This is a genomic window from Xenorhabdus sp. SGI240 (assembly GCF_040081915.1).
In the GTDB taxonomy this organism is placed as follows: Bacteria; Pseudomonadota; Gammaproteobacteria; order Enterobacterales; family Enterobacteriaceae; genus Xenorhabdus; species Xenorhabdus bakwenae.
In genome coordinates, this window is sequence record NZ_JBEBMB010000006.1 from 125,788 (window position 1) to 149,213 (window position 23,426).

2 protein-coding genes (1 of these 2 running past the window's edge) are annotated in these 23,426 nt (G+C 54.5%); both read left to right on the plus strand.

All coding sequences use genetic code 11. The annotated features are described in order from the left end of the window. Positions 1 to 8,604: the end of a non-ribosomal peptide synthase/polyketide synthase gene (locus tag ABLA76_RS02600; RefSeq protein ID WP_348986749.1), read on the plus strand. Its footprint begins 14,040 nt before the window's first position; 8,604 of the gene's 22,644 nt are visible here — the last part of the coding sequence; its start codon lies beyond the left edge, outside the window; it ends in the stop codon at positions 8,602 to 8,604. Beyond that, positions 8,604 to 23,351, plus strand: a complete 14,748-nt coding sequence (locus tag ABLA76_RS02605; RefSeq protein ID WP_348986750.1) for an amino acid adenylation domain-containing protein — start codon at positions 8,604 to 8,606, stop codon at positions 23,349 to 23,351. The genes ABLA76_RS02600 and ABLA76_RS02605 overlap by 1 nt, the downstream gene beginning before the upstream one ends. Positions 23,352 to 23,426: the final 75 nt, after the last annotated feature.

Here is a 23,426-nt window from a genome sequence, read left to right on the forward strand (position 1 = left end):
GGGGCGCTTGATACCCCCTGGGCGGGCATCCGTATTTTGACCGCAGAGGAGCGCACTAACTATCCTATCTCCTTATCAGTCGACGATTTAGGGGATGACTTCCTGCTCACTACCCTGACCGTCACCGACATTGCGCCCGAACGCATCAACGCCTATCTGGCGACGGCCATCAGCGGTTTGATCGATGCCCTGGTTCACCACCCTCAACAAGCGATCCGGGCTATCCCCGTCTTACCGGCGGCAGAGCGGCAACAGCTGCTGGTGGATTTCAATGCCACTCAGGCCGACTTCCCGCAGGACGCATTGATCCACCAACTGTTTGAGGCACAGGTTGCCCAGCATCCCGCTAGCATTGCTGTCGTCTATGAAGACCAGACACTGAGTTATGGTGAATTAAACCGCCGCGCCAATCAACTGGCGCACCATCTGCTGGCGCTGGGCGTACAACCCGATGATCGGGTCGCCATTTGTGTCGAACGTAGCCCGGAGATGGTGGTGGGATTATTGGGTACTCTCAAGGCGGGGGGGGCTTATGTGCCACTCGATCCGGCTTATCCACCCGAACGGCTGGCTTATATGCTGGACGATGCGGCACCAGTGGTATTACTGACCCAGACGTCACTCATTGATAAGACAGGCACCCGCCTGCCTGTCGTGCTACTTGATGCCCCTGTTTTCGACAATCACGCGGAAAATAATCCTGACGTCCAAGCACTGGGGCTGACCTCTCATCATCTGGCGTATGTCATCTATACCTCTGGCTCGACCGGCCGACCCAAAGGGGTGATGGTTGAACACGCCGGGTTCAGAAATTACTTACAATGGGGACTCAGTCATTATGTAACAGCCAGCCAGACAGACAGCATCGTGTCATCATCTTTTGCTTTTGATGCCACCGTCTCCAGTATTTACTTGCCCCTGCTTTGTGGCGGCAAAATGCACCTTATCCATGAAGGTCAGGCGCTGACTGAGTTGGTGCCCGCACTATTATCCCTCTCTACGGCACCTACTACGCTGGTTAATATCACCCCGACTCATTTCGCTGCAATAGGTAAGGGATTATTGGCGGAAAAACGGACTTGTCCTGCCCATTGTTTTATCGTTGGTGGGGAGGCACTCTCTCAATCCGTCGTCGCACTTTGGCACGATCTGTCACCGGGATCACGCATTATCAACGAATATGGCCCGACCGAAACAGTGGTGGGTTGCATCACGTTTGATACTCATCATCAGGAGAGTATCGTTGACAACATTATTCCCATCGGAAAACCGATCGCTAATACCCAGATTTATATTCTGGATGCTCAGGGCCTGCCAGTACCCCTTGGGGTGAGCGGTGAGATTTATATTGGTGGTGCAGGTGTGTCCCGTGGTTACCTCAATCGCCCGGAACTCACGGCAGAACGTTTTATCCCCGATCCATTTTCAACAACGCCAAATGCCCGTTTGTACAAAACCGGTGACCTCGGTCGCTGGCGGCCCGATGGCCATATCGACTACCTCGGCCGCAATGATTTTCAGGTCAAGCTGCGCGGTTTCCGTATCGAGTTGGGAGAAATTGAGGCAAGACTGACCCAGTGTGACGGTGTACGGGAGGCGGTGGTCATTGCCCGCGAAGACGAACCCGGGGAAAAACGACTGGTCGCCTACCTGTTACCACAGGAAGGGGTTGAATTGATGCCCGCCAAACTGCGCCAGCAACTGACCCGGCACCTCGCTGACTATATGTTGCCCAGCGCCTTTATCACGCTGGACGCCTTCCCGCTCACGCCTAACGGCAAGCTGGATCGGCGGGCCTTGCCTGCGCCAGATATATCGGCCGTGGTGGTTCAGGAATATGCCGCTCCCGTAGGCGAAATAGAAATCGCCTTAGCCCAGATTTGGCAAGACTTGCTCGGCTTAGAACAGGTGGGTCGTCACGATAATTTCTTTGAACTCGGGGGCCATTCCCTGCTGGCTGTCCAACTCGTCGCACATGTCCATCAAAAGTTGGCACGGGATTTGTCACTACAGAAACTCTTTGACCAACCGGTTTTGATGCATCTGGCGCAGACGCTCACAGGTGCTTCGACAATAGCTCAGATAGTGATCCCGGAGGCTGACCGCAACCAGCCGTTGCCCCTCTCCTTTGCCCAACAGCGTTTATGGTTCCTCGCTCAACTCGATCCGGCGGCCAGCCTGGCCTATCATATCCCTGTGGCATTGCGCCTGACGGGTCAGCTTCATCGCCCTGCCTTAATCCGCGCTCTTGACCATCTGGTTGCCCGCCATGAAAGTCTGCGTACCCGCTTTGTGCTGGTTTCCGGTCAACCTTGCCAGCACATTGAGTCGGCTGATATTGGCTTTGCTCTGTCTTACCAGGATCTGCGCTCATTACCATCTGAGACACATCGCCACCGTATTGTGGAATTAATGGCACTCGAAGCACAAACGCCTTTTGACTTGACTCAAGGCCCGCTGCTCCACGGCCACTTGCTGCAACTGGCAGACGAAGAGCATGTCTTGTTATTGACACTACACCATATTATCTCGGATGGCTGGTCCACGGGGGTAATGCTACATGAACTCACTGTTTTTTATCGCGCCATCCTTGATGGTCAAGATACGCCTTTACCGCCACTGCCCATTCAGTATGCCGACTATGCCGTCTGGCAGCGTCACTGGTTGCAGGAGGCCGCGCTTACGGCCCAACGTGATTTCTGGTGCACTCAGCTTACCGGAGCACCGGCCTTACTGACGCTCCCGACCGACCGGCCGCGCCCGGCAGTACAATCTTTTGTTGGCAACCGCGTCCCGGTGCACATTGATGCCGGCTTATTGGACTCACTGAAAAAGCTGGGACTGCGCCATCACACCACCTTGTTTATGACGGTGCTCAGTGCCTGGAGTCTCGTACTGGCCCGGCTTAGCGGGCAGGAGGATATCGTTATCGGTACTCCGGTGGCTAACCGCCCGCATCATGAACTGGAAGGGTTAATCGGTTTCTTTGTTAACACGCTGGCTTTACGCATCACCTTCAATGATGATCTCAGTGTGGCCGATCTGCTGGCCCGGGTTCGGGAGCGGGCACTGGCCGCTTATGCCCATCAGGATTTACCCTTTGAGCAGGTGGTAGAAGCGCTCCAGCCCGAACGCAATCTCAGTTACAGCCCAATTTTTCAGGTGATGCTGGCTTTAGATAATACTCCCGCACAGGCGCTGGCATTTCCCAATATTCAATGTTCACCTATTGAGCAAACGTATCCCGGCGCCCACTTTGATTTAACTTTGTCATTGGCCGAAACCGAGGCGGGTTTGGTCGGTGAACTGGAATATGTCACTGCTCTATTCGATACCGCTACCGTTGAGCGAATAGCGGGTTATTTCAACAATGTGCTGGCCGCTATGGTGGCGGATGAAACCCAGCGGATTGCCACTTTGCCGATGTTACCCGCCTCAGAGCGGCAACAACTGCTGGTGGACTTCAATGCCACTCAGGCCGATTTCCCGCAGGACGCGTTGATCCACCAACGGTTTGAAGCACAGGCCGCGCAGCATCCCGATAGCATTGCTGTCGTCTATGAAGACCAGACACTGAGCTATGGTGAATTAAACCGCCGCGCTAATCAGGTAGCCCATTACCTGATTGCGCTGGGGGTGCGGCCTGATGATCGGGTCGCCCTCTGTGTCGAACGCAGTCTGGAACTGGTGGTAGGATTACTGGCTATCCTCAAAGCAGGTGCCGCCTATGTGCCGCTCGATCCGGCTTATCCGGCCGAACGGCTGGCCTATATGCTGGATGATGCCGCCCCGGTGGCATTACTTACCCAAGAATCGTTAGTTGAAACACTGAGCAGCGACCAACCTACCGTACTGCTGGACACCGTGGGCCTCGATACCTGCGCAATACATAATCCTGATGCTTATGCACTGGGGTTAACGTCACACCATCTGGCCTATGTGATCTACACCTCTGGTTCCACGGGTCAGCCCAAAGGCGTGATGGTTGAGCATCGTGGCCTATATAATCTCACTCAGGCACAAATTGAAGCATTCCATATCACAGCTAACACCCGCCTATTGCAATTTGCTTCTTTCAGCTTTGATGCCTGCATCTCTGAAATTGCCACTACGCTGTGCCAAGGGGCCTGCCTTGTCCTGGCCCCCCGTGAAGCGCTATTACCCGGCGAAGCTCTGATTAATACCTTGAAAACGCAGGCGATCACTCATGTAACCCTACCGCCCGTTGCCGCCAGCGCCTTAACACCGGATGCTGAATTACCCGACCTGACCATTCTGGTGCTGGCCGGTGAAGCCTGCTCATCGTCGTTGATCAAACGTTGGGCAACAGACCAACGGATCATCATCAATGCTTACGGGCCAACGGAATCCACTGTTTGTGCAACGCTCACCCCCTGTGATACCCGGGATGAAAGAGTGCCACCGATAGGCCGGCCTATTGCGAATACGCAAATTTATATTCTGGATCCACAAGGTCAACCCGTTCCTCTTGGTGTGGCGGGGGAAATTTATATTGGCGGAGTGGGTGTCGCCCGTGGTTACCTGAACCGCCCTGAACTCACCTCCGAGCGCTTCCTGCCCGATCCGTTCTCGTCAGAACCCGATGCGCGCCTGTATAAAACCGGCGACCTCGGCCGCTGGCTGCCCGATGGTAATATCGACTACCTGGGTCGCAATGATTTTCAGGTCAAGTTGCGGGGCTTCCGCATTGAACTGGGGGAAATCGAGACCCGACTCAGTCAATGTGACGGGGTGCAGGAGGCGATAGTGCTGGCCCGCGAAGATGAGCCGGGGCAGAAACGGCTGGTAGCCTATCTGCGGCCGTTGGCGGGAATTGAACCGGTGCCGGCTGAACTGCGCCAGCAACTTGCCCAACACCTCGCTGACTATATGCTGCCCAGCGCCTTTGTCACTTTAGAGACTTTCCCGCTCACCCCTAACGGCAAACTCGACCGTCAGGCTCTGCCTGCCCCCGATTTATCGGCGGTTGCCACGCGCAGCTATCAAGCCCCCGTCGGTGAGACAGAAATCGCCCTGGCGCAGATTTGGCAAAAACGCCTGAGACTCAAGCAGGTCAGTCGCCATGATCACTTCTTTGAACTCGGCGGCCATTCACTGTTGATTGTCAGTCTGATCGAAGATCTGCGCAATCTGGGTTGGCAACTTGATGTTCGCAGCGTATTTGTTGCGCCGGTTCTCATTGATATGGCTCAGGCTATCCAACGTGAAGTCTGTACCTTTGTCGTGCCCCCTAACCGTATCCCCGAAGGTTGTACGGCTATCACGCCCGATATGCTGCCTTTAGCTTCTCTCTCTCAGACTGAGATTGATACCCTGGCTGAGCAGATCCCCGGCGGGGCAGGTAATGTACAGGATATCTATCCACTGGCCCCGTTGCAGGAAGGCATCCTGTTCCATCATCTGTTACAGGCACAGGGGGATAATTATCTGCAACAAAGCTTACTCGCTTTCGATACCCGTGATCGGCTCGATAGCTTCCTGAATGCCTTGCAACAGGTTATCAACCGCCATGATATCCTGCGCACCGCCATTTATTGGCAGGGACTGACACAGCCGGTGCAGGTGGTCTGGCGTCAGGCAACGCTGACTGTCCATGAATTCACGCCTGCCATAACAGACGATATTCCGGCGCAGTTACTGGCTCACACTGATCCGCGTCAGCACCGTATCAATCTGAACCGTGCTCCCCTCTTTGCCACCGATATCGCCTATGATCCGGCACAAGATGAATGGTTGCTGGCGCTGCGCTTCCATCATCTGGTCAGTGACCATCTGACACTGGAGCTGATTTTTACAGAAATGGCGCTCATCTTGCAGGCAAAAACGGAGAGGCTGCCTGCGGTATTGCCCTACCGCAACTTTATTGCTCAAACCCTGAATGCATCAACCGCCGAGCATGAAGCCTATTTCCGCGCCCAATTAGCGGACATTGACGAACCCACCGCGCCATTTGGGTTGCTTAATGTACAAACTGGCAACGACCTTGTCACTAAAGCCCATCTCGCTATCGCGCCTGATCTGGCCAAAGCCATCCGCACTCAGGCGCGTCGTTTCGGTGTCAGCCCGGGTGTCCTGTTCCATGTGGCCTGGGCACAGGTACTGGCACTCACCAGCGGCCGCAATGATGTGGTGTTTGGCTCCGTGCTGCTGGGCCGTTTGCAAGGCGGGGCGGGGGCCGATCAAATACTGGGCATGTTTATCAATACGTTACCCCTGCGTCTCTCTCTGGATGGGCGCACGGTACAGGAAATCGTGCAGGAGACCTATCACAACCTGACCACTTTGCTGGAACATGAGCAGGCCCCGTTAGTGCTGGCACAACGGTGCAGTGGCGTAGAGCAACCCCTGCCACTGTTCAGCACCTTGTTCAATTATCGTCACAGCGCTTCGAATGAAACGGAAGGGGAAGAAACGGAGGCGGTTGATACCTCCTGGACCGGTATACGTGTTTTGGCCGCAGAAGAGCGTACTAACTACCCCATCACCCTGTCAGTCGATGACTTAGGGGACGGTTTCCAATTAACGGCTCTGACTGTCAGCGACATTGCACCGGAACGCATCAATACCTATCTGGCGACAGCCATCAGCGGCTTGATCGATGCCCTGATTCACAATCCGCAACAAGCGATCCGGGATATCCCTATCTTACCGGCGGCAGAGCGGCAACAAGTGCTGGTGGATTTCAATGCCACTCAGGCCGATTTCTCGCAAGAAGCGTTGATCCACCAACGGTTTGAGGCGCAGGCCGCACAACATCCCGATAGCATTGCTGTCGTCTATGAAGACCAGACACTGAGCTATGGTGAATTAAACCACCACGCTAACCAGCTGGCCCATTATCTGATTGCGCTGGGGGTGCGGCCTGATGATCGGGTCGCCCTCTGTGTTGAACGCAGCCCGGAGATGGTGGTCGGCTTACTGGCTATCCTCAAGGCGGGGGGGGCTTATGTCCCGCTTGATCCCACTTATCCGGCCGAACGATTGGTTTATATGCTGGAAGATGCCGCCCCCGTAGCTTTACTGACTCAATCGGAACTGGCCCAATCAGAGTGGCTCGCTCAGTTTAACGCCTTGCCAACGGTCTTGCTGGATAACCACGAACCGTCTCTGGCAACACAACCTGCTGATAACCCAACGCCTCAAGCCCTGGGGTTGACATCCCGCCATCTGGCCTATGTCATTTATACTTCTGGTTCAACAGGGCAACCGAAAGGCGTGATGATTGAACATCAAAACCTGTGCAATTTAATCACCACCCAGCAACATGTCCTGGCACTCACCGCCGACAGTCGTGTCTTACAATTCGCCTCCAACAGCTTCGATGCCAGTATCTGGGAATGTTGCATGGCCTTAATGGCGGGCGGGTGCCTCTATCTGGCCAAACGGGCTAATCTATTGCCCGGCGCCATACTGTCCGGCTATTTAGCCGATCAGGCCATCAGCCATGTTCTCTTGTCACCGACTGCGTTATCCGCGATGGATACCCTGCCAGATACCGTGCAAACCTTGCTGGTGGGGGGAGAGTCCTGTCCGCCAACCTTAGTCAAACGCTGGTCACCCGGACGGCAAATGCTTAATGCCTATGGACCAACGGAAATCACGGTCTGTGCCACACTCTATTCCTGTGCTTCCTCCGCAGAGGATAATCCGCCCCCGATTGGCCGCCCGATCGCCAATACCCGGATTTATATTCTGGATGCACAGGGTCAACCCGTTCCTCGCGGTGTGACGGGGGAAATTTATATTGCCGGGACGGGCGTGGCTCGCGGTTATCTGAATCGGCCTGAACTGACCGCCGAACGCTTCCTGCCTGATCCCTTCGCTTCACAGCCAGACGCCCGTATGTACAAAACCGGCGATCTCGGCCGCTGGCGGCCCGATGGCAATATCGACTACCTCGGCCGCAATGATTTTCAGGTCAAACTGCGCGGTTTCCGTATCGAGCTGGGCGAAATTGAGGCAAGATTGACCCAATGTGACGGCGTACGTGAGGCGGTGGTGCTGGCCCGCGAAGATGAACCCAGCGAAAAACGGCTGGTCGCTTACCTGCTGCCACAGGAAGGGGTTGAACTGGTGCCGGCAGAACTGCGCCAGCAACTGGCCCGGCACCTCGCTGACTATATGCTGCCCAGTGCCTTTGTCACGCTGACATCCTTCCCCCTGACCCCCAATGGCAAACTCGACCGTCAGGCCCTGCCTGCGCCGGATCTGGCGGCCGTGGTGACTCAGGGTTATGAGCCGCCACAAGGCAGGATAGAAACCGCGTTGGCGCAAATCTGGCAGGATCTATTAGGGCTGGAGCGTATCAGTCGTCACGACCACTTCTTTGAACTCGGCGGCCACTCGCTGATGGTCGTCAGACTGATAACCCGTATACAAGACAAATTCCTGGTCAGTATCCCTCTGACTTCGTTATTTGCTTCGCCCACATTGACAAAGCAGGCCACTGTCATTCTCTCAACCCAAATGAGTGTAGTAGGGGAAAACGAACTTGAGTCAATCCTGGACGATCTTGACTCACTGTCAGCAGAAGAATTGATGGCCATTTTAGGCGGGAAAGAACCCCGCGGAGGCAGTAGATAATGACAAAGATCAATATGAATATCGATGACTTGAAACGTGCGGTGCTGGAGAAAAGACTTGCAGAACAGCTGAAAGCCCGCGGGGAACAACAGCAACCGGCATTGATTAAACCCGCGGACAGACATCAATCTCTGCCTCTTTCTTTTGCCCAGCAGCGGTTATGGTTTATCAACCAGCTCGATCCGGCGGCCAGTCAGGCTTATCATCTGCCAGTGACTTTACGCCTCACAGGCCAGCTCAACACCCATGCGCTGAAAACATCACTTGACCGCCTGATTGCCCGTCATGAAAGTCTGCGTACCCGCTTTATCCTGGTAGAAGGCCAACCCTGCCAGCATATCGATCCGGCTGATATCGGTTTTGCTCTGTCCTGTCACGACCTGCGCCCGCTTGATACGGCCTTGCGTACCCAGCGTGTCGCCGAACTCGCTGATATCGAGGCGCAGGCACCCTTCGATTTTGCCCTGGGACCGCTGATCCGTGGACAATTGCTGCAACTGGCAGACGAAGAGCATGTGCTGTTACTGACTCTGCATCACATTATCACTGATGGCTGGTCCGTCGGTGTGCTGGTGCAAGAACTGGGCACCTTTTACCGGGCGGCCCTTGACGGTCATCATGATGACCCTTTGCCCCCCCTACCCATTCAGTATGCTGATTATACGGTCTGGCAACAGGCGCAGTTACAAGGCTCGCTCTTCACTGAACAACGTGATTTCTGGTGTGCCCAGCTTGCTGACGCGCCTGCCTTACTCACTCTCCCAACCGACCGGCCACGCCCGGCGGTACAAACCTATGCGGGCAACCAAGTGCCTGTGCACGTTGACGCAGACTTATTGGCTTCACTAAAGGAACTTGGACAGCGCCATCACACCACCTTATTTATGACGGTACTCAGTGCCTGGAGTCTCGTACTGACCCGGATCAGTGGACAGGATGATATCGTTATCGGCACCCCGATTGCCAACCGTCCACACCGTGAACTGGAAGGGCTGATGGGGTTCTTTGTTAATACGCTGGCCTTGCGCATCTCTTGCCATGATGAACTCTGTGTGGCGGATTTGCTGGCCCAGGTTCGGGAGCGGGCACTGGCCGCCTATACCCGTCAGGATCTGCCCTTCGAACAGGTGGTAGAAGCACTCCAGCCTGAACGTAGCTTAAGCTACAACCCCCTCTTTCAGGTGATGCTGGCCTTAAATAACACCTCAGCCCAAGCGTTGACCCTGCCGGGTTTGCAACTGACTACGATTGACCAGGCACATCATAGTGCTCATTTTGATTTGACTTTGTCACTGAGTGAAAGCGAAGCCGGTCTGGTCGGTGAGCTGGAATATGCCACCGATTTATTCGACACCACCACCGTTGAGCGGATAGCCGGTTATTTCAACAATGTGCTGACCGCCATGGTCGCGGATGAAACCCAACCTATTGCCACTTTGCCGTTGCTGCCTGCCTCAGAACGGCAACAACTGCTGGTGGATTTTAATGCCACTCAAGTGGATTACCCGCAGGAGGCGTTGATCCATCAACTGTTTGAGGCACAGGTTGCACAGCATCCCGATAGCATTGCTGTCGTCTTTGAGGAGCAAACCCTCAGCTATGGCGAGCTTAATCGCCGGGCCAATCAGTTGGCCCATTATCTGATTGCGCTGGGGGTGCGGCCTGATGACCGGGTCGCCATTTGTGTTGAACGCAGCCCGGAGATGGTGGTCGGCTTACTGGCTATCCTCAAGGCGGGGGGGGCTTATGTCCCGCTTGATCCCACTTATCCGGCCGAACGATTGGTTTATATGCTGGAAGATGCCGCCCCCGTGGCTTTACTGACCCAATCGGAACTGGCCCAGTCAGAGGGGCTCGCTCAGTTTAACGCCTTGCCAACGGTCTTGCTGGATAACCACGAACCGTCTCTGGCAACACAACCCCCTGATAACCCAACGCCTCAAGCGCTGGGGTTGACATCCCGCCATCTGGCCTATGTCATTTATACTTCCGGTTCAACAGGGCAACCGAAGGGAGTGATGGTCGAACACCGCAATGTCCTTCGTCTTATCGTGAATAGCGGGTTTGCTGATATTGCGCCGAATGACTGTGTCGCCCATTGTGCCAATATCGCTTTTGATGCCTCGACCTGGGAAATTTGGTCTGCCCTGCTCAATGGGGCACGCCTGCAGGTGGTTCCACAATCGGTACTGCTGAATCCGGTGAGTTTCTTCAATGTACTGGTAAAAGGACAGGTCACGGCACTTTGGTTAACGGCCGGCTTATTTAACGAATATCTGGATCATCTTATTCCCCTGTTTGGGCAGTTACGTTACCTGCTTGTCGGTGGGGATGTCCTTGACCCGAGAAAGATACAACAGGTGCAGTTGGCGCTGTCCCAGCCCGCGCATCTGATAAATGGATATGGTCCAACAGAAACCACAACCTTTGCCACCACCTATGCGATGGCTTCCCCGGTTGATGTCACCCGTGCCATTCCTGTCGGCCGTCCCATTGCCAATACCCGGATTTATATTCTGGATACGTGTGGTCAGCCTGTTCCCGTCGGTGTTGCCGGTGAAATCCATATCGCGGGTGACGGTGTGGCCCGTGGTTACCTGAATCGCCCTGAACTGACCGCTGAACGCTTCCTGACCGATCCGTTCTCGTCAGAACCCGATGCGCGGATGTACAAAACCGGCGACCTCGGCCGCTGGCTGCCCGATGGCAATATCGACTACCTCGGCCGCAATGATTTTCAGGTCAAGTTGCGGGGCTTCCGCATTGAACTGGGAGAAATCGAAGCCCGGCTCAGCCAATGTGACGGCGTGCGCGAAGCCGTGGTACTGGCCCGTGAAGATGAGCCGGGGCAGAAACGACTGGTGGCCTATTTACGTCCGTCAGAGGGCGCTGAATTGGTGCCGGCTGAATTGCGTCAGCAACTGACTGAACATCTTGCCGACTATATGCTGCCCAGCGCCTTTGTCACTTTAAAAACTTTCCCGCTCACCCCTAATGGCAAACTTGACCGTCAGGCTCTGCCTGCCCCCGATTTATCGGCGGTTGTCACGCGCAGCTATCAAGCCCCTGTCGGTGAGGCAGAAATCGCGCTGGCGCAGATTTGGCAAAAACTCCTGGGACTCAAACAAGTCAGTCGCCATGACCATTTTTTTGAACTCGGCGGCCATTCACTGATGATTGTCAGTCTGGTGGAAGAACTGCGCAATTTAGGCTGGCAGCTCGAGGTTCGCAGTGTGTTCGCCTCACCGGTCCTCGCCGATATGGCTCAGGCTACCCAGCATGGGGTCAGCACCTTTGTCGTCCCCCCCAACCGTATCCCCGAAGATTGTACGGCTATCACGCCCGATATGTTGCCACTGGTTTCGCTTTCCCAATCTGAGATTGATGCTATCGTTGAGCTGATCCCGGGCGGAGCAGGTAATGTACAGGATATCTATCCACTGGCCCCGTTGCAGGAAGGTATCCTGTTCCATCATCTGTTACAGACCCAGGGGGATAATTATCTGCTGCAAAGCCTGCTCGCTTTCGATACCCGTGATCGTCTCGATAGCTTCCTGAATGCCTTGCAACAGGTTATCAACCGCCATGATATCCTGCGTACAGCGGTTTATTGGCAAAAACTGGAACAGCCGGTGCAGGTGGTCTGGCGTCAGGCAACGCTGGCTATCCATGAATTCATCCCGGCCACGACAGGCGATATTCCGGCGCAGTTACAGGCTCACACTGATCCGCGTCAACATCGGATCAATCTGAACCGCGCCCCTCTCTTTGCTGCCGATATCGCCCACGATCCGCAACAGAATGAATGGCTGCTGGCTTTACGTTTCCACCATCTGGTCAGTGACCATCTGACACTGGAGCTGATTTTAGCGGAAATTGCCCAGATACTACGGGGCAATGCAAAAACACTGCCCACGATGTTGCCCTACCGCAACTTTATTGCCCAGACATTAAGTGTGCCCGTGGCAGAACATGAAGCCTATTTCCGTAGCCAACTGGCGGATATTGATGAACCCACCGCCCCCTTCGGGATACTCAGCGTACCCGCCGATAATAGTGTTATCAACGAACACCGTCTTCCACTTGACTCTACGTTGGCGAAGGCCATCCGCTCTCAGGCGCGTCGGCTGGGCGTCAGTCCCGGTGTCCTGTTCCATGTGGCCTGGGCGCAGGTACTGGCCCAAACCAGCGGCCGCGATGATGTGGTTTTTGGATCCGTGCTGCTGGGTCGTTTGCAAGGCGGCGCGGGGGCTAATCGCATACTGGGCATGTTTATCAACACCCTGCCCCTGCGTATCTCTCTGAGCGGACGCACGGTACAGGAAATCGTGCAGGACACGTATCACAATCTGACCACCTTGCTGGAGCATGAGCAGGCACCGTTAGTGCTGGCACAACGATGCAGTGCCGTGGAACAACCCATGCCGCTGTTCAGCACTTTGCTCAATTATCGCCATAGCGCTTCGGGTGAAACGGAAGTAGGTGAAACGGAAGTAGGTGAAACGGAAGTGGTTGATACCCTTTGGGCAGGCATACGGACTTTATCCGCAGAGGAGCGCACTAGCTATCCCATCACTCTGTCAGTGGATGATTTAGGGAACGGCTTCCAGCTAACAGCCCTGACTGTCACCGAAATCGACTCCGAACGCATCAACACCTATCTGGTGACAGCGATCAGCGGTTTGGTTGATGCCTTAGTTCACAATCCGCAGCAAACGATCCGGGATATCCCCATCTTACCGGCGGCAGAGCGGCAACACGTACTGACCGATTTTAACGCCACTCAAGTGGATTTCCCACAAGCGGCACTGATCCATCAATTAGTCGAAGCACAAGCGGCAAAAACGCCCAATGCAACCGCCGTCATTTGTGGCGCTCACGCTCTCAGCTATGAGAAATTGAATCGCCATGCTAATCGTCTGGCTCATCACCTGATTGCGCTGGGAGTTCATCCTGACGATCGGATAGCGATTTGTGTCGAACGCAGTCTGGAGATGGTCGTGGGGCTACTTGCCATTCTTAAAGCAGGTGGTGCTTATGTTCCGCTCGACCCGGCCTACCCAACCGAACGGTTGGCCTATATGCTGGAAGATGCGGCACCGGTGGTTTTACTGACGCAAACCTCGTTACGCGACAAACTTGACAGCACCTTGCCTGCGGTCTTGCTGGATAAGATCTTTGATAGCCATGAATCGTTTCTGACAGCACAACCGACTGACAATCCAGACGCCCAGGCGCTGGGGCTGACATCGCGTCATCTGGCCTATGTACTCTACACCTCTGGCTCCACCGGATTACCCAAAGGCGTGATGAATGAGCACCGTGGTGTGGTTAACCGTTTGCTCTGGGCACAGGCGACTTATCAATTAACCCCGCAAGATCGCGTCTTACAAAAAACGCCGTTCAGTTTTGATGTCTCCGTTTGGGAATTCTTCCTTCCCCTGATGGTTGGGGCACAATTAGTGATGGCTCGCCCCGGCGGTCACAAAGAACCGCACTATTTATTGGAAGAGATAGAAAACCGTCATATCACGACGATCCACTTTGTGCCTTCCATGTTGCAAATTTTCCTCCATTTCCTTCCGGCTGGACGCTGCCTTTCTCTGCGCCAGATTTTATGCAGTGGGGAAGCGCTGCCCTATGCCTTGCAACAACACTGTCTGTCCCATTTACCTCACAGTGAACTGCATAATTTATACGGTCCCACAGAGGCGGCCATTGATGTCACGGCCTGGCAGTGTGTTCCGGGTCGCTATATCGGGCAAGTGCCGATTGGGCATCCTATTGCCAATATCCAAATCTATATTCTTGATGCTCACGGTGAGGTCGTTCCCATTGGTGTGGCGGGGGAAATTTATATTGGCGGAGTAGGTGTCGCCCGTGGCTATCTGAATCGCCCTGAACTGACCGCTGAACGCTTCCTGACCGATCCGTTCTCGTCAGAACCCGATGCGCGCCTGTATAAAACCGGCGACCTCGGCCGCTGGCTGCCCGATGGTAATATCGACTACCTTGGCCGCAATGATTTTCAGGTCAAGTTGCGCGGTTTCCGCATTGAACTGGGGGAAATCGAAGCCCGGCTCACCCAATGTGACGGCGTGCGCGAAGCCGTGGTACTGGCCCGCGAAGATGAGCCGGGACAGAAACGACTGGTGGCCTATTTGCGTCCGTCAGAGGGCGCTGAATTGGTGCTGGCTGAATTGCGTCAGCAACTGACTGAGCATCTTGCCGACTATATGCTGCCCAGCGGCTTTGTCATCTTAGAGACTTTCCCGCTCACCCCTAATGGTAAACTCGACCGTCAGGCCCTGCCGCCGCCCGATTTATCGGCGGTTGTCGCTCGTGGCTATGAAGCCCCCGTCGGTGAGACAGAAATCGCGCTGGCGCAGATTTGGCAAAAACTCCTGAGACTCAAACAGGTCAGTCGCCATGATCACTTCTTTGAACTCGGCGGCCATTCGCTGATGATTGTCAGTCTGGTCGAAGAGCTACGTAATCTGGGCCGCCAGCTCGAGGTTCGCAGTGTATTCGCCTCACCGGTCCTCACCGATATGGCCCGGGCTACCCAGCATGGGGTCAGCACCTTTGTTGTGCCCCCCAACCGTATCCCCGAAGATTGTACGGTTATCACGCCCGATATGTTGCCACTGGTTTCGCTTTCCCAATCTGAGATTGATGCTATCGTTGAGCTGATCCCCGGCGGGGCAGGTAATGTACAGGATATCTATCCACTGGCCCCGTTGCAGGAAGGCATCCTGTTCCATCATCTGTTACAGGCACAGGGGGATAACTATCTGCAACAAAGCTTACTCGCTTTCGATACCCGTGATCGGCTCGATAGCTTCCTGAATGCCTTGCAACAGGTTATTAACCGCCATGATATCCTGCGCACTGCCGCTTACTGGCAGGGACTGACACAACCAGTGCAGGTGGTCTGGCGTCAGGCAACGCTGACTGTCCGTGAATTCACGCCTGCCATGACAGACGATATTCCGGCGCAGTTACTGGCTCACACTGATCCGCGTCAGCACCGTATCAATCTGAATCTTGCGCCCCTGTTTACCGCCGATATTGCCCCCAATCCGGCACAAGATGAATGGTTGCTGGCGCTGCGCTTCCATCATCTGGTCAGTGACCATCTGACACTGGAGCTGATTTTTACAGAAATTGCGCTCATCTTGCAGGCAAAAACGGAGAAACTGCCCGCAGTATTGCCCTATCGCAACTTTATCGCCCAAACCCTGAATACATCAACCGCCGAGCATGAAGCCTATTTCCGCGCCCAATTAGCGGACATTGACGAACCCACCGCGCCATTTGGGTTGCTTAATGTACAAACTGGCAACGATCTTGTCACTAAAGCCCATCTCGCTATCGCGCCTGATCTGGCCAAAGCCATCCGCACTCAGGCGCGTCGTTTCGGTGTCAGCCCGGGTGTCCTGTTCCATGTGGCATGGGCACAGGTTCTGGCCCACACCAGCGGCCGCAATGATGTGGTGTTTGGCTCCGTGCTGCTGGGCCGTTTGCAAGGCGGGGCGGGGGCGGATCAAATACTGGGCATGTTTATCAATACGTTACCCCTGCGTCTCTCTCTGGATGGGCGCACAGTACAGGAAATCGTGCAGGAGACCTATCACAACCTGATCACTTTGCTGGAGCATGAACAAGCCCCGTTAGTGCTGGCACAACGGTGCAGTGCCGTGGAGCAACCCCTGCCACTGTTCAGCACCTTGTTCAATTACCGTCACAGCCCTTCGGGTGAAACGGAAATGGGTGAAACCGAGTCCGTTGACAGCACTTGGGCAGGTATCCGTGTTTTGGCCGCAGAAGAGCGTACCAACTACCCCATCACCCTGTCAGTGGATGACTTAGGAGACGGTTTCCAATTAACGGCTCTGACTGTCAGCGACATTGCACCGGAACGCATCAACACCTATCTGGCGACAGTCATCAGCGGTTTGGTTGATGCCTTAGTTCACAACCCGCAACAAGCGATCCGGGATATCCCTATCTTACCGGCGGCAGAGCGGCAGCAACTGCTGGTGGATTTCAATACCACTCAGGCCGATTTCCCGCAAGAGGCATTGATCCACCAACTGTTTGAGGCGCAGGCCGCACAGCATCCCGATACTCTTGCTGTCGTCTATGAAGACCAGACACTGAGCTATGGTGAATTAAACCACCACGCTAATCAGTTGGCCCATTATCTGATTGCGCTGGGGGTGCGGCCTGATGACCGGGTCGCCATTTGTGTTGAACGCAGCCCGGAGATGGTGGTCGGTTTATTGGCTATCCTCAAGGCGGGGGGGGCTTATGTCCCGCTTGATCCGTCCTACCCGCCCGAACGGTTGAGCTATATGCTGGAAGATGCTACCCCCGTGGCTTTACTGACTCAATCGGAACTGGCCCAATCAGAGTGGCTCGCTCAGTTTAACGCCTTGCCAACGGTCTTACTGGATGACCACGAATCAGGTCTGGCAACACAACCCGCTGATAACCCAGCCTCCCAAGCGCTGGGATTGACATCCCGCCATCTGGCCTATGTCATTTATACTTCCGGTTCAACAGGGCAACCGAAAGGCGTGATGATTGAACATCAAAACCTGTGCAATTTAATCACCACCCAGCAACATGCCCTGGCACTCACCGCCGACAGTCGTGTCTTACAATTCGCCTCCAACAGCTTCGATGCCAGTATCTGGGAATGTTGCATGGCCTTAATGGCGGGCGGGTGCCTCTATCTGGCCAAACGGGCTAATCTATTGCCCGGCGCCATACTGTCCGGCTACTTAGCCGATCAGGCCATCAGCCATGTTCTCTTGTCACCCACCGCGTTATCCGCGCTGGATACCCTGCCCGATACCGTGCAAACCCTGTTGGTGGGGGGAGAGTCCTGTCCATCAACCTTAGTCAAACGCTGGTCACCCGGCCGGCAGATGATCAATGCGTATGGGCCGACGGAGATCACAGTCTGTGCCACACTCTATTCCTGTGCTTCCTCCGCAGAGGATAATCCGCCCCCGATTGGCCGCCCGATCGCCAATACCCGGATTTATATTCTGGATGCACAGGGTCAACCCGTTCCGCGCGGTGTGACGGGGGAAATTTATATTGCCGGGACGGGCGTGGCTCGCGGTTATCTGAATCGGCCTGAACTGACCGCCGAACGCTTCCTGCCTGATCCCTTCGCTTCACAGCCAGACGCCCGTATGTACAAAACCGGCGATCTCGGCCGCTGGCGGCCCGATGGCAATATCGACTACCTCGGCCGCAATGATTTTCAGGTCAAGCTGCGGGGTTTCCGCATTGAACTGGGGGAAATCGAAACCCGACTCAGCCAATGTGACGGCGTACGTGAGGCTGTGGTCATTGCCCGCGAAGATGAACCCGGCGAAAAACGGCTGGTCGCTTACCTGCTGCCACAGGAAGGGGTTGAACTGGTGCCGGCAGAACTGCGCCAGCAACTGGCCCGGCACCTCGCTGAGCATATGTTGCCCAGTGCCTTTGTCACGCTGACATCCTTCCCCCTGACCCCCAATGGCAAACTCGACCGTCAGGCCCTGCCGCCTCCCGATTTATCGGCGGTTGTGGCCCGCAACTATGAAGCTCCCATCGGTGAGGCAGAAACCGCGCTGGCGCAGATTTGGCAAAAACTCCTGGGACTCAAACAGGTCAGTCGTCACGATCACTTCTTTGAACTCGGCGGTCATTCACTGATGATTGTCAGTCTGGTGGAAGAACTGCGCAATTTAGGCTGGCAGCTCGAGGTTCGTAGTGTGTTCGCCTCACCTGTGCTCACCAATATGGCTCAGGCCACCCAGCATGGGATCAGCCCCTTTGTCGTCCCCCCTAACCGTATCCCCGAAGGTTGTACGGTTATCACGCCCGATATGCTGCCTTTAGTTTCTCTCTGCCAGGCCGAAATTGATGCCATCGTTGAGCAGTTGCCGGACGGAGCAGGTAATATACAGGATATCTATCCACTGACCCCGTTGCAGGAAGGTATCCTGTTCCATCATCTGTTACAGTCACAGGGAGATAATTATCTGCTGCGAAGCTTACTCGCTTTCGATACCCGTGATCGTCTCGATAGCTTTTTGGATGCCTTGCAACAGGTTATCAATCGCCATGATATCCTGCGCACCGCCATTTATTGGCAAGGACTGGAACAGCCGGTGCAGGTGGTCTGGCGTCAGGCACCGCTGACTGTCCGTGAATTCACCCCTGCCACGACAGGCGATATTCCGGTGCAGTTACAGGCTCACACTGATCCACGCCAGCATAAAATCAATTTGAACCTGGCCCCCCTCTTTGCCGTCGATACCGCCCATGATCCGCAACAAAATGAATGGCTGCTGGCTTTGCGTTTCCACCATCTGGTCAGTGATCATATGACACTGGAGCTGATTTTTGCGGAAATTGCCCAGATACTGCTGGGCAATGCCAAAACACTGCCCCCCATGCTGCCCTACCGCAACTTTATTGCCCAAACATTAAGTATGCCAACGACAGAGCATGAAGCCTATTTCCGTAGCCAACTGGCGGATATTGATGAGCCAACCGCCCCCTTCGGGATACTCAGCGTCCCCGCCAATAATAGTGTTATCAACGAACACCGTCTTCCACTTGACTCTACGTTGGCGAAGGCCATTCGCTCTCAGGCGCGTCGGCTGGGCGTTAGTTCCAGTGTGCTGTTCCATGTGGCCTGGGCGCAGGTACTGGCCCAAATCAGTGACCGCGATGATGTGGTTTTTGGTTCCGTGCTACTGGGCCGTCTGCAAGGCGGCGCGGGGGTTGATCGTATACTGGGGATGTTTATCAACACCCTGCCCTTGCGTGTCGCTCTGGGCGGGCGCACGGTACAGGAAATTGTGCAGGATACCTACCATAACCTGACCGCCTTATTGGAGCATGAACAAGCTCCGTTGGCGCTGGCACAACGGTGCAGCGGTGTAGCACCACCAATGCCGCTGTTCAGTGCCTTACTGAATTATCGCCATAACCGACCAGATACAACTGAGACAGTCTGGCGTGGCATACGCCTGTTGCTTTCTGAGGAGCGAACTAACTACCCGTTGAGCCTCTCAGTGGATGACTCTGGGGAAGCGTTCAGCATATCAGTCAAGGCCGTCGCCACAATTGATTCTCCCCGGGTAGCTGATTATTTGGTCACTGCCATTAGCAGCCTGACCGAAGCCCTAATGAACGAACCTCGGCGACCGGTTTTGGATCTGTCAATCCTGCCTGCCACGGAACGCCAACAGTTACTGGCCGGGTTCAACGCCACAGGGATTAACTTCCCGCCAAACGTCCTGATCCATGAACTGTTTGAGCAACAAGCCGCCCGCACACCTGACGTCACCGCCGTCGTCTTCGGCGATCTGTCTTTCAGCTACGGTGAACTGAACCGGCGGGCCAATTGCCTGGCGCATCATCTGATTGCCATAGGGGTACGTCCTGATGATCGTGTGGCTATCTGTGTTGAACGTAGCCTTGAGATGATGGTGGGACTGCTGGCTATCCTCAAAGCCGGTGGGTCCTATGTCCCACTGGACCCGGCCTATCCGGCCGAACGACTGACTTACATGATAGATGATGCTGCACCGGTAGCCCTGCTTACCCAATCTGCGTTCGTTGACATGCTGGACTGCACCCTGCCCAGCATTTTACTCGATACTCAGTCACGCTCTCTCTTTGCGAAGGGATCTGAAAACAATCCCGATGCTCAAACGCTGGAACTCACACCACATCATCTGGCCTACGTGATTTACACCTCCGGTTCTACGGGACAGCCCAAAGGAGTGATGGTGACACACAGGAATGTCATCAATCTTCATACCGGTTTGAATGCCGCGCTCGACCTCAGCCCACCGTGCCGCGTAGCGATGAATGCCAGTATTGTGTTTGATGCTTCGGTGAAAATCTGGCTTCAGTTACTTTCCGGTCATACATTGATCATCGTACCTGAAGAGATCCGTGCCGACAGCCAGCAACTCTGGCGCTATTTTGCACGCCACCTTGTGGACATGTTCGACTGTACGCCAGTGCAATTACAATGGCTGTTAGAGTCCGGGCTGGGAACCCGTGTCGGTTATCAACCCAGGTTGGCGCTGGTGGGTGGTGACAGTATTCCTCCTTCAATGTGGTCCAGACTGCAAGAAATAGAAACAACCCGCTTTATCAATGTTTACGGACCAACAGAATGTACGGTAGATGCCACCCTCTGTCCGGTTGATTTAACATTGTCACAGCCCAGCATCGGCCGGCCAATTGCTAACACCCAGATCTATATTCTGGATGCCCAAGGCCAGTTGCTGCCTCTTGGTGTTGCTGGTGAGATTTATATTGGTGGCACCAGTGTGGCCCGAGGTTATCTCAACCGCCCTGAGTTGACAGCGGAACGCTTTGTTCCCGATCCATTCTCAGCCACACCTGATGCCCGCATGTACAAAACCGGTGACCTCGGCCGCTGGCTGCCCGATGGCAATATCGACTACCTGGGTCGCAATGATTTTCAGGTTAAGCTACGGGGTTTCCGCATTGAACTGGGGGAAATCGAAGCCAGACTCTGCCAATGTGACGGCGTGCGTGAAGCGGCGGTGATTGCCCGCGAAGATGAACCCGGCCAGAAACGACTGGTCGCCTACCTGTTACCGCAGGAAGGGGTTGAATTGGTGCCCGCCAAACTGCGCCAGCAACTTGTCCAACACCTTGCCGACTATATGTTGCCCAGTGCCTTTGTCACGTTAGCGACTTTCCCGTTAACCCCTAACGGCAAACTCGACCGGCAGGCGTTACCTGCCCCCGATCTGTCCGCTTTCGTGGTGCGGGGCTATGAATCTCCCATCGATAAAACAGAAACCACGCTGGCTCGGATCTGGCAAGATTTACTGGGACTGGAAAGGATTAGCCGCCATGACCATTTCTTTGAACTTGGCGGACACTCGCTGCTCGCGGTACAGTTGTTGAATCACATGCGTGAACAAAATATGCAGGTTTCACTGGCCACTCTGTTCACCCATCCAACCTTATGTGATCTGGCCCTGGCGGTTAAGGAACAGTTCGTCATCCCCGTATCCCCATTTGACGAAAATCCTGTACCGCTCAGTCCGGCAGGCACTTTGCTGCCTTTATTCTTGGTTCACGAAACATTCGGTGATCCCCTGGTGTATTCTCCCCTGGCTACCCTGTTGCCCCCTGAACTTCCGGTCTATGCCTTGCAGGCGCTTGGTATCCATACACTGACGCATCCTCCGGGATCGATTGAAGCACTTGCCGCTGACCATATTCAGGCCATTCGCCGTATCCAACCACAAGGGCCTTATCGCCTGATGGGCTGGTCGATTGGGGGGGTAATTGCCTACGAGATAGCCCAACAATTAACCAGTGATGGTGAGACAGTCGAGTTTATTGGTATGATTGATTCCTATTATCATGCCCATAAAGATAATAGTGACGCCTTAACAACTGCCGCCCTCTCTGTCAGCGAAGAAGCAAGACGAATTGGATTCGTTATTAACGCACTGCGTGCCCAAAAGATTCTTGATGATAAAAAGGATTTGGCGGAACTGTACCACCTCAATAATGTGGAACAGGTGCTTGAGTACTTCATGGAACACCAGTGGTTGCCGGCGGGGATCACACGTGAAGATATTCTTCTGCGTGTCTATACCGCCGAGATGATTTCACAGCTTGGTCAAGAGTACATCGCGCAAAAATCCGCCTTACCGGTTCACCTCTATACTTCGGAGGAGTTAGTCAACGGCGACAGCTGGCACGGCTGGCATGACATTGTCGGTCCCGATTCGGTGCTCTATCCTATCGGTGGGACACATTTCTCCATTATGCAGCCTCCTCTGCTAAACCAGATCGTGGATTCAATCACTGAAAACCTACGGGATGTGCCTTCCTTTAACCCACTGGTTATTATTCAGCAAGGCTCTCCAGCCGTATCGCCGCTATTTTGCCTGCCGGGTGCCGGTGCCAGCCCGTCCAGTCTGCTCGAACTGGCACTATCGTTCCCACAGCAACTTCCGATATACGCTTTACAGGCACGTGGGTTCACGATTGAGCATCATTCCCCTTACAGCAGTGTTGAAGGGGCCGCTCGTGCCTATATCCAGAGTATCCGCCAGATCCAACCGCATGGCCCTTATCACCTGCTCGGTCACTCTTTTGGGGGCTGGATTGCCTTTGAAATAGCCCTGCAATTGCAGGCCGATGGAGAACAGGTATCCGATCTTATTCTTATTGATACCGATGAACCGGATCAGCAAGGGAGTGCCCTCAAGTCAGTCAACCGTATTGAAACAATCATGGAGTTGATCGATATCTATAATATGCTACTAAACCAGCCTCTTCCGCTCACCAGACAAGATTTTGCTGACCTGGCTGCGGATGAACAAATCCAGCATCTGCACAGTGCTCTGGTTAGGGTCGGGCTTTTCCCGGCAAAAACACCCATATCACTGTTGCAAGGGATTGTTCGCGTTATGCAGGCTAATCTGAACACCCGTTATATACCGCGTACCCGTTATGAGGGGCTTGTTCATTTGGTTAATGCCGGGGAAGGCGATAAAAAAGAGGCAAGGAGAACTCGAGAAACCCAATGGCGTCTTCACGCGGCTGAACTCAATACGATAGTTGTGCCCGGCAATCACATGACTATGCTGTCCACACCCCATGTCGGACAATGGGTAACCAGCCTATGGCAGAATATCGGGACATTTAGTCAATTGAGTGGATGACCTAATATCCCAATATCAATTTGATTAACGGATATACCCAATAGATTTCAAGCAGCCGTTTGAAATCTATTGGGT